This is a genomic window from Streptomyces thermocarboxydovorans, assembly GCF_039524635.1.
Lineage (GTDB): Bacteria > Actinomycetota > Actinomycetes > Streptomycetales > Streptomycetaceae > Streptomyces > Streptomyces thermocarboxydovorans.
Genome location: NZ_BAAAGU010000057.1, coordinates 32,797 through 42,549, shown reverse-complemented (window position 1 = coordinate 42,549; position 9,753 = coordinate 32,797). Strand labels below are relative to the sequence as shown.

Here is a 9,753-nt window from a genome sequence, read left to right as displayed (position 1 = left end):
TCTTGGTCGGTGAGTTCATGACGACGTACCACACCACCATGATCCACCATCTAGCGATCTTTGAAGACGGACCCTAGCAGTACTGGCCGGATCAGCTGCCGGCCGAGGGCTCGGTCCGGTCCCAGAAGTCCGCGAGAGCCTTCGCGGTCGCCTCCGGCCGGTCCGCGTTGGGGGAGTGCTCGGCACCCTCGATGACCGAGCGGTGCGCGTTCAGCCGCTTGGCCATGGCATCCAGGTCCGCCACCGGCCAGGTGTCGTCGCGCGACCCGGACAGCACATGGAACGGCAGCGGCACGGCGGATAGCCGGTCCACCAGGTCCGGCTCCGTGCACAACTGCCGGCCCGTGGCCAGGAGCTGCGCGGGCCGGGTGCGCAGCCAGCGGCGGCGCAGCAGCTCGGGCCCGCCGATGCCGCGCGCCGGGCCACCGACCTCCTCCGGCGGGCCCATCGCCAGGATCGCCTCCCAGCACTCCTCCATCGACATCACCGCGAGCGCGTCCCGCAGCAGCTTCACCCTCTGCTCCTGGGAGACGGAGATGCGCGCCGGCCCCGAGGCCATCAGGGTGAGGGAGCGGAAGGGGGAGGGGTCCAGCAGGACGGCGCGGCGGGCGATCAGCCCGCCGAGCGAGTGCCCGACCAGATGCACCCGTTCCCCGAGGGCCTCCACCTGTGCGAGCACGTCCCGCGCCAGCTCGTCCAGCGCGTAGGCGGACTCGTCGTCCGGCCCGTCCGACTCGTGCTGCCCGCGCCCGTCCACGGCGACGCTGCGGTACCCGCGCGCGGCGAGGGGTTCGTGCAGCAGCGTGAAGTCCTCCTTGCTGCCGGTGTACCCGGGCAGCAGCAGCGCGGTGCCCTTCGCGCCGGCCCCGGGGGCCGCGGGTACGTCGACGACGGCGAACGGCCCGCGCGCGGTGGGCAGTTGGCGGGTCTCGTAGCTGGGGACGTGGAGGTCGCTGGTCACGCAGTGAGGGTAACGGGCGGCCCTGGACACGCCGACGGCCCGGCCCCCGCGTGGGGAACCGGGCCGTCGCCGTTCGTTCAGCCCTCCGTGGGCTCCGCGGCCGCCGCCTTCTTGCGCGTACGGCGCGGCTTGGCCTCGGTGGCCTCGGCCGTGTCGACGCCGGCCTCCGCCTTGGCGGCGGTCTTGCGCGTGCGGCGCGGCTTGGTCTCCGCCTCCTCGGCCTCCGCTGTGGCCTGGGCCGGGATGTCGGCCAGGGGTGCGGTGCCGGCGGCCTTGCGGGTGCGGCGGCGGGGCTTGGCCTCGGTGCCTTCCGCGGTGTCGGCCGCGGCCTCGGCGGCCGTGGTGGCCGTCTTCCGGGTACGGCGCGGCTTGGCCTCGGCGTCAGCCACAGCCTCCTCCGCGGCCGCTGCCTTCTTCCGCGTGCGACGCGGCTTCGCCTCGGCGGCTTCGGCGGTCTCGGTGGCCTTGGTTGCCTCGGTCGACTCGGTGGCGCCCTCGGCCGTCTCGACCGCGGTTTCCGCGGCCGTGGACTTCCGGGTGCGGCGGCGCGGCTCGGCGGCGGGAGCCTCGGGCTCCTCGGCCACCGCCGTGTCCGTGCTCACCTCGGCCACCGGGGTCACCTCGGCCGTCGTCCCGGCCGCGACCGTCTCCGCCGAGCGGCGGGTCCGGCGGCGGCGCGGCTTGGCCGGAGCCTCGGCGGCGTCGTCCTGCGTGGTGCCCTCGGCGGTGGCGACGGCGGCCTGAGCCGCCGGTGCCGCCTCGGCCGTGACTCCGCCGCGCGTACGGCGACGGCGCCGCGGGGTGCTGGCAGCGGTGCCGTCCTCGGCCTCACCGGTGTTCTCGCTCGCCGCGGGCTGCGCCTGACCGGCCTCGTCCAGCGGCGTACCGGCGCGCAGCCGACGGCGGCGGCGCGGCGTACGCGCCGGGCGCTCGCGGTCGTGCTCACGGTCGTGCTCACGGTCACGGCCGCGGTCGGCGGAGCGGCCGCCCCGGCCGCCGCGCCCGGGCGGCCCGCCGCCGCCCAGCTCGCCCAGATCCTCCACCTGCTCGGCGTCCAGCCCGGCACGGGTCCGCGCCGAGCGCGGCAGGACACCCTTGGTGCCCTCGGGGATGCCGAGGTCGCTGAACAGGTGCGGGGAGGTGGAGTACGTCTCCGGCGGGTCGTTGAAGTCGAGCTCCAGCGCCTTGTTGATCAGCTGCCAGCGCGGGATGTCGTCCCAGTCGACCAGCGTGATCGCCGTGCCCTTGGCGCCCGCGCGGCCGGTGCGGCCCACCCGGTGCAGGTACGTCTTCTCGTCCTCGGGCGACTGGTAGTTGATGACGTGCGTCACGCCCTCGACGTCGATACCGCGGGCGGCGACGTCGGTGCAGACCAGCACGTCCACCTTGCCGTTGCGGAAGGCGCGCAGCGCCTGCTCTCGGGCGCCCTGGCCGAGGTCGCCGTGGACCGCGCCGGCGGCGAAACCACGCCGCTGGAGCTGCTCGGCGATGTCGGCGGCCGTGCGCTTGGTGCGGCAGAAGATCATCGCCAGTCCGCGGCCCTCGGCCTGCAGGATGCGGGCGACCATCTCCGGCTTGTCCATGGAGTGGGCGCGGTAGACGAACTGCTTGATGTTCGCCACCGTGGCGCCCTCGTCGTCCGGCGCGGTGGCGCGGATGTGCGTGGGCTGCGACATGTAGCGGCGGGCCAGGCCGATGACCGCGCCCGGCATGGTGGCCGAGAACAGCATGGTCTGGCGCCGGGCCGGAAGCAGATTGATGATCTTCTCGACGTCGGGCAGGAAGCCCAGGTCGAGCATCTCGTCGGCCTCGTCGAGCACCAGGGCCTTGACGTGGCTGAGGTCCAGCTTCTTCTGGCCGGCGAGGTCCAGCAGGCGGCCCGGGGTGCCGACGACCACGTCGACGCCCTTCTTCAGCGCCTCCACCTGGGGCTCGTAGGCGCGGCCGCCGTAGATCGCGACGACGCGCACATTGCGCACCTTGCCGGCGGTGAGCAGGTCGTTGGTGACCTGGGTGCACAGCTCGCGGGTGGGGACGACGACCAGCGCCTGCGGGGCGTCGGTGAGGTCCTCCGGCTTGGCGCGGCCCGCCTCCACGTCCGCCGGGACGGTGACCCGCTCGAGGAGCGGAAGGCCGAAGCCGAGCGTCTTGCCGGTGCCGGTCTTGGCCTGGCCGATGACGTCCGTGCCCGAGAGGGCGACGGGGAGCGTCATCTCCTGGATGGGGAAGGGTGTGGTGATGCCGACGGCCTCCAGGGCCTCGGCGGTCTCGGGGAGGATCCCGAGCTCTCGGAACGTCGTAGTCAGGGTGCTGCCTCTTCTGTGTGCGCGGTACGAGGCGAGCGCGGGGGTCTTGATGTGACCGTGCCGGGGACGTCGGCGCCTTACGGGCTGTGCCGTGAGGCACGGGACCACTGCCTACGCTCCAGCGCTCGAACCGCTGAGGGTGTCCCCCTCCGGATCCCGTACGCAATGTGCCGTACGGTCCATGGGGGCTGTCTGGTCGGAGCCGATCGGGCCACCGACCGGGCATCCTCATACATGCGGCCTGTCGAGTACGTCGAAGTGCTCAGCAGGCTCATTACCACCATACCCCGGATTCGCGCACATGCGATGGCCGATTTGGTCACGTAGTCGTCGTCACACTGATCGACCAGGACCTTCCCGGACGCGACGGGCGGGCTATTGTGCGCTTCATGACGAGCTCTGACAAGCCTGATCGCGCCGCGGACGCCCCCGAGACCACCGACGCACACACCGGTGTCGCCGCCCTCGACTGGGCCGCCGCCTCAGCCGACCCGCAGTACCGCGCCGCCGTCGTGGACCTGCTCGGCGCGCTCGCGTACGGGGAGCTGGCGGCGTTCGAGCGGCTGGCGGAGGACGCCAAGCTGGCGCCGACGCTGGACGACAAGGCGGAGCTGGCGAAGATGGCCTCGGCCGAGTTCCACCACTTCGAGCAGCTGCGCGACCGGCTGGCCGAGATCGGTGAGGACCCGACCATCGCGATGGAGCCGTTCGTCGCCGCGTACGAGGGTTTCCACAAGCAGACCGCGCCCTCCGACTGGCTGGAGGGGCTCGTCAAGGCCTACGTAGGCGACTCCATCGCCAGCGACTTCTACCGGGAGGTCGCCGCCCGGCTGGACTCCGACACCCGCGCCCTGGTGCTGGCCGTGCTGGACGACACCGGGCACGGCGGCTTCGCCGTGGAGAAGGTGCGCGCGGCGATCGAGGCGGACCCGCGGGTGGGCGGACGGCTGGCGCTGTGGGCGCGGCGTCTGATGGGGGAGGCCCTGTCCCAGTCGCAGCGGGTGGTCGCCGACCGGGACGCCCTGTCGACGATGCTGGTCGGCGGCGTCGCGGACGGCTTCGACCTCGCCGAGGTCGGCAAGATGTTCTCCCGCATCACCGAGGCCCACACCAAGCGCATGGCCGCCCTGGGCCTGGCGGCCTGACTGCCCCAACGCCAGGGGCGCGGGGAACCGCGCACGCAGCTGCAACTCAGGGCGCCAACAAAATCAACGCCCCCGACGTACACCCCGCCGGCGGCGACGCGCCTTCACGCCGTCGCCGACCGACGCCGCAGTCTTCCCGCGGGCCGCAACAGCAACGACAAGGACGCCACGCAAACAATCACCGCCCCCAGCAGGCTGGCCGCCAGGCCCCCCGCCTCCAGCGCCGTATCCGCGAGAAACGCACCGAACAACGCACCCGCCACCCCCGTGGACAACACCAGTGCACGGGCCGGAAGCCGATGCGACAGCCGGTGGACGGCCACCCACGCGAGAGCGAGGCCGAGGATCGCGGAGCTGAGCGCTTGCAAGAGCATCTCGGGGGTCCCTCCCACATGGCCGGCCTGCTCACATCGGTCGTAGCCCGGTTTACCCCTGGCCTGCGGAATCCAATCCTCCTGTAAGGGACCTGTGCTCCATCCGTGAACGCACCCGGACGAGCGAGGGCCCGGCGGTGTCGTAGTGTCGTACCGCCGGGCCCTCGCCCATGTCCCGCGCGTTGTGCCTACAGCGCGCCGAAGCCCACCTTGCGCGGAGCGGGCTCCCCGATCTCGACGTACGCGACCCGGTCGGCCGGGACGAGGAGCTTACGGCCGTGCTCGTCCATGAGGCTCAGCAGCTGCGACTTCCCGGCCAGCGCCTCGGCCACCACGCGCTCGACCTCCTCGGCGCTCTGACCGCTCTCCAGAACGATCTCGCGCGGCGCGTGCTGCACGCCGATCTTGACCTCCACGGCTATGTCCCTCCGACGGTCAGTGAAGTGCGCGACCTACCGCGCCGTACTCCGCACACATTAGCCCGGTGAGGGGACCTGCACGGTCCGCCCGGCCACGCCAGGAGCGAACAGCCGGCGGGAACAGACGCCCGCCCGCGGCGCTCAGCGCTGCTGCTCGCCGCCCTGCTGCTGACCGGCGTCGCTGCCGTGCAGCGGGAAGCCGGCGATGCCCCGCCAGGCGAGCGAGGTGAGCAGCTGGACCGCCTGGTCGCGCGGCACCGTGCGGTCGCTGTGCAGCCAGGCCCGGGCCACCACCTGGGCGAGACCGCCCAGGCCCGAGGCGAGCAGCATCGACTCGTCCCGGGACAGCCCGGTGTCCTCGGCGATGACCTCGCAGATCGCCTCGGCGCAGTCGTTGGTGACCTTGTCGACCCGCTCGCGCACGGCGGGCTCGTTGGTCAGGTCCGACTCGAAGACCAGGCGGAAGGCCCCGCCGTCGTCCTCCACATAGGCGAAGTACGCGTCCATGGTCGCCCGGACGCGCTGCTTGTTGTCCGTCGTCGACGCCAGCGCGTTGCGCACGGCCTGGATCAGTGACTCGCAGTGCTGGTCCAGCAGTGCGAGATAGAGGTCGAGCTTGCCCGGGAAGTGCTGGTAGAGCACCGGCTTGCTCACGCCGGCGCGCTCGGCGATGTCGTCCATCGCAGCCGCGTGGTAGCCCTGCGCGACGAACACCTCCTGGGCGGCGCCCAGCAGCTGGTTCCGTCGGGCTCGGCGCGGCAGGCGGGTGCCCTTCGGGCGAACCGCCTCTGTCTGCTCGATGGCTGTCACGCCGCCTCCCATTGTCGTCCACATGCGGTGTGAGCCGCGCCGCCATCGTACTTTTCGGTAACCGTGGTGCGCGCGGTGAGAACGCAGAAATTTCACGGACCGGACGACGACGAAAGCGGCACGGACGGTTTCAAAAGGCGCAGGAGAGGGCAACACGTGGCCCCTCCCCTGCTCTGATCAGCGGTAATCGTCCTCGTCCAGGGAGACGATCCGAGCCTGTTCCAGCAGGTCCGCCTCGTTGGCGCGGTCCGGATCGACGCCCGTCAGCGGGTCGTCGCCCTCCGGCGCGATGTCCGCCTGCTGCTCGGCCGCGTCGACCCTGGGGGCCTCGACGTCGTACTCCTCGCCCTCCTGGGCGTCCTCGACTTCCTCGAGCGTCTCGGGGTCGGTGGGGTCAACGGCCATGTCGGGCTCCCTTCCTGATCGTCCCTGGTGATGCAGGGGCCATATCCGGGTGCCCTCTGTCCGAGCCTAGGAGACACCCGATCCGGACGTTATGCGATGAGCGACCGTGAGGTGACACGGTGCGCACCCTGTGACCGGCCGCTTTCGGCCGGCCTGTGACGGCGAACACATGAACCACTGCGTGATCGTCTCGTAACATTGCCGCATGTCTTCGACCGAGCTGCCGTCCGTGCCGCCCGCAAACGTGCTGCCCAAGGTGGCCGCCGTGAGGGTCGGGGAGGGCGAGCATCTCAGGTCGGTCCGGCTGCCCGGCGTCACCTTGACACTACGTGCACGCAGGCCCGCGCGGGAGGGGCTGCCGCCCGCGCTCTACGTCCACGGCCTGGGCGGCTCCTCGCAGAACTGGTCGGCGCTGATGCCGCTGCTCGACGACGTCCTCGACAACGAGGCCGTCGACCTGCCGGGCTTCGGCGACTCCCCGCCACCCGACGACGGCAACTACTCGATCACCGCGCACGCCCGCGCGGTGATTCGCTATCTGGACGAGGCCGGGCGCGGCCCGGTCCACCTCTTCGGCAACTCGCTGGGCGGGGCGGTCGTCACCCGGGTCGCCGCCGTACGCCCCGACCTGGTCCGCACGCTCACCCTGGTGTCGCCCGCCCTGCCCGAGCTGCGGGTGCAGCGCACCGCCGTGCCGACGGCACTGCTGGCGGTGCCCGGGGTGGCACCCCTGTTCACCCGCATCACCCGTGAGTGGACCGCGGAGCAGCGGGTGCGCGGTGTGCTGGCGCTCTGCTACGGCGACCACTCGCGGGTGACCCCGGAGGGGTTTCGCAACGCCGTGCACGAGATGGAGCGGCGCATGCGGCTGCCGTACTTCTGGGACGCGATGGCCCGCTCCGCGCGCGGCCTCGTCAACGCCTACACCCTCGGTGGCCAGCACGCTCTCTGGCGCCAGGCCGAGCGGGTGCTGGCGCCGACCCTGCTGATCTACGGCGGCCGGGACAAGCTCGTCGGCTTCCGCATGGCCCAGCGGGCGGCCCGTGCCTTCCGGGACTCCCGGCTGGTGACGCTGCCCGACGCCGGCCATGTGGCGATGATGGAGTACCCCGAGACGGTGGCCGCCGCCTTTCGTGAACTCCTCGCCGATGCGGAGGAATCCTCCGCCGAGGGGGCTACCTTTGTCCGGGGCGCGAAGGGCGCCCCGGACGCGTCCGCCGGTGCGGACGCGTCCGCCGGTGCGGACGTGACCGCCGACGGCGGAGCCACCGCCGACAACGTGAGGGGCTGAGGCGCGACGTGGGACGCCACAGCCGTCGTGGACCCGCCCCCAAGGGCGGCACCACGGAGACGACCTCGGTGCGCCAGGGCCGCACGGGCGTGGACGAGACGCGCCGTGGCACGGGCCGCTGGGACACGAGGGCCCCGCAGGCCGCCCGGCCGCAGCAGGCCCCGCCCGGACAGGGGCCCGGATCCGGGCCCGGCGGGCGGACGTACCCGGCCGAGGGCCAGGGGGCTGCCGCGTACGACGGCGCCCGGTACGACGCCCCGGCTCACGGGACCCCGCCTCACGGGACGCCGGTCCAGGGTGCTCCCGGGCACGGGGCTCCGGGGCGAGGAGCTCCGGGGCAGGGTGGCCCGGCGTACGGTGCCCCGCCCTACGGCGGCTCGCCGCGTCCGATGCCGGGACGCGAGGCGCCGCGCGGCTACGGGACTCCGCCGCACGGGACGCCGGCGCAGGGCGTTCCGCGCTTCCCGGACGGGACCCCGGCCCATGGTGTTCCGCGTTTCCCGGACGGGACCCCGGCGCACGGTGTTCCGCGTTTCCCGGACGGGACTCCCGCTCATGGTGTTCCGCGTTTCCCGGACGGGACCCCGGCGCACGGTGTTCCGCGTTTCCCGGACGGGACTCCCGCTCATGGTGTTCCGCGCTTCGCCGACGGCACCCCCGCTCACGGCGTCCCCCGCTTCCAGGACGGGACCCCCGCTCACGGCGTCCCCCGCTTCCCCGACGGCACGCCCGCGCACGGCACGCCGCAGGTCCGCGGTGGGCACCCGGAGCAGCGGGAAGGCGGAGGCGGCTGGGGCGAGCTGAACGGGCGGACGGCCGCGGCAGCCGGTTACGGCAGGCAGGCCGGGATGACCGCGCCGCTGCCGCGGCAGCGGCAGGCACCTGCCGATGACACCGTCGGTGCCGGTGGCGTCCGCCAGGAGTACCTCGACGCCTTTGACGAGCCCGGCGATCTCTTCACCCCGCGCACCAAGCCGGCGCCCCGCACCCGCCCGGCCTCCGACCCCTACGCCACGGTCACCGACTGGGACACCGCCTCCGCGGCCGAGGCCCCGGACGCCCCGCACGAAACGGACGCGGCGGACGACGACGCGCCGCCCACCGGTGCGCCCGCGCGGCCCCGGGGCGGCAAGGGACGTACGTTCACCGGGATCGCGGCCGCGGCCGTCACCACCGCGCTGGCCGTCGTCGTCGCCGGGCAGGTCGCCGAGGACCGCAGCGGTGACGCGGTGCAGGCGCAGTCCGCCCCCGAGCAGTCCCGCGACGCCCGGGACCCCGCCTCGCGCGGCGACGGCCGCGAGGCGCCCGCCGGGGCGCCCGACGCCAAGCCGGCGACGTACGAGCAGAAGATGAGCAAGAGGTACCCGCTCGGCGCGGACTTCACCGGCTCGGGCGTGTTCGAGGCGATCCGCGGCGTCGACAAAGCCCCGGGCAGGGGGCAGAAGATCACCTACCGGGTGGACGTGGAGAAGGGACTCGGCCTGGACGGCGAGCTGTTCGCCGAGGCCGTGCACAAGACGCTGAACGACCAGCGCAGTTGGGCGCATGGCGGCGCACGCACCTTCGAGCGGATCCACTCCGGCCGCCCCGACTTCGTGATCACCCTGGCCAGTCCGGGCACCACCGCCAAGTGGTGCGCCAAGTCCGGCCTGGACACCACCGAGGACAACGTCTCCTGCGACTCGGCCGCCACCGAGCGCGTGATGATCAACGCCTACCGGTGGGCGCAGGGCGCCGAGACCTACGGCGACGACCTGCTGGGCTACCGCCAGATGCTGATCAACCACGAGATCGGCCACCGCCTGGGCTACGACCACGTCACCTGTGACAAGGACGGCGATCTGGCCCCGGTGATGCAGCAGCAGACCAAGTTCCTGGACCACGACGGCATCAGCTGCCGCCCCAACCCCTGGGCGTACCCGAACAACTGACGGTCGATCACCCCACCGCGACCCCGGCGGGCAGCCGACGGGCGCGTAGCGCGGCCAAACGCGCCCCGCACGGGAAAGTTACGGCCGTTCACCCCTTTTGGTGGAGCGACG

General features: G+C 72.9%; 9 protein-coding genes. 3 read left to right on the top strand and 6 right to left on the bottom strand.

Annotation, left to right across the window (positions count from 1 at the left end; all coding sequences use genetic code 11):
* Window positions 1-91 precede the first annotated feature (91 nt).
* Window positions 92-961: an alpha/beta fold hydrolase gene (locus ABD198_RS24360; protein WP_344005693.1), complete on the bottom strand. Its 870-nt coding sequence runs from the start codon at window positions 959-961 to the stop codon at window positions 92-94.
* A gap of 77 nt (window positions 962-1,038) precedes the next feature.
* Window positions 1,039-3,174 carry a DEAD/DEAH box helicase gene (locus tag ABD198_RS24355; protein WP_344005691.1) on the bottom strand — a complete coding sequence of 712 codons (2,136 nt, stop codon included), beginning with the start codon at window positions 3,172-3,174 and terminating at the stop codon, window positions 1,039-1,041.
* Between the two features lie 482 nt (window positions 3,175-3,656).
* On the opposite strand from ABD198_RS24355, the gene ABD198_RS24350 reads away from it, so the two are divergent.
* Window positions 3,657-4,412 carry a ferritin-like fold-containing protein gene (locus ABD198_RS24350; RefSeq protein WP_344005689.1) on the top strand — a complete coding sequence of 252 codons (756 nt, stop codon included), beginning with the start codon at window positions 3,657-3,659 and terminating at the stop codon, window positions 4,410-4,412.
* A gap of 104 nt (window positions 4,413-4,516) precedes the next feature.
* Here the strand turns inward: ABD198_RS24350 and ABD198_RS24345 are convergent, their stop codons facing one another.
* From ABD198_RS24345 to ABD198_RS24330, 4 genes are all read right to left on the bottom strand, one after another.
* Window positions 4,517-4,786: a hypothetical protein gene (locus ABD198_RS24345; RefSeq protein ID WP_344005687.1), complete on the bottom strand. Its 270-nt coding sequence runs from the start codon at window positions 4,784-4,786 to the stop codon at window positions 4,517-4,519.
* Between the two features lie 188 nt (window positions 4,787-4,974).
* The gene (locus tag ABD198_RS24340; RefSeq protein ID WP_344005685.1) at window positions 4,975-5,202 is read right to left on the bottom strand and encodes a DUF3107 domain-containing protein; all 228 of its coding nucleotides are present in this window, start codon (window positions 5,200-5,202) and stop codon (window positions 4,975-4,977) included.
* A gap of 144 nt (window positions 5,203-5,346) precedes the next feature.
* Window positions 5,347-6,015: a TetR/AcrR family transcriptional regulator gene (locus ABD198_RS24335; protein ID WP_167997239.1), complete on the bottom strand. Its 669-nt coding sequence runs from the start codon at window positions 6,013-6,015 to the stop codon at window positions 5,347-5,349.
* A gap of 177 nt (window positions 6,016-6,192) precedes the next feature.
* The gene (locus ABD198_RS24330) at window positions 6,193-6,420 is read right to left on the bottom strand and encodes a hypothetical protein (protein WP_344005682.1); all 228 of its coding nucleotides are present in this window, start codon (window positions 6,418-6,420) and stop codon (window positions 6,193-6,195) included.
* Window positions 6,421-6,625: 205 nt separating this feature from the next.
* Between ABD198_RS24330 and ABD198_RS24325 the strand changes: the two genes are divergently transcribed.
* A complete protein-coding gene (locus ABD198_RS24325; RefSeq protein WP_344005680.1) occupies window positions 6,626-7,711 on the top strand; it encodes an alpha/beta fold hydrolase in 1,086 nt (361 codons plus the stop codon).
* A 389-nt stretch (window positions 7,712-8,100) separates the two neighbouring features.
* Window positions 8,101-9,642 (top strand): DUF3152 domain-containing protein, encoded by a 1,542-nt coding sequence (locus tag ABD198_RS24320; protein WP_344005678.1) that lies wholly within the window; start codon window positions 8,101-8,103, stop codon window positions 9,640-9,642.
* Window positions 9,643-9,753: the final 111 nt, after the last annotated feature.

Bases quoted from the DNA above. Each gene is read 5' to 3' on its own strand.
- ABD198_RS24325 (WP_344005680.1), top strand. From the start codon at position 6,626: ATGTCTTCGACCGAGCTGCCGTCCGTGCCGCCCGCAAACGTGCTGCCC.
- ABD198_RS24355 (WP_344005691.1), bottom strand. From the start codon at position 3,174: ATGACGCTCCCCGTCGCCCTCTCGGGCACGGACGTCATCGGCCAGGCC.
- ABD198_RS24320 (WP_344005678.1), top strand. From the start codon at position 8,101: ATGCCGGGACGCGAGGCGCCGCGCGGCTACGGGACTCCGCCGCACGGG.
- ABD198_RS24350 (WP_344005689.1), top strand. From the start codon at position 3,657: ATGACGAGCTCTGACAAGCCTGATCGCGCCGCGGACGCCCCCGAGACC.
- ABD198_RS24330 (WP_344005682.1), bottom strand. From the start codon at position 6,420: ATGGCCGTTGACCCCACCGACCCCGAGACGCTCGAGGAAGTCGAGGAC.
- ABD198_RS24345 (WP_344005687.1), bottom strand. From the start codon at position 4,786: ATGCTCTTGCAAGCGCTCAGCTCCGCGATCCTCGGCCTCGCTCTCGCG.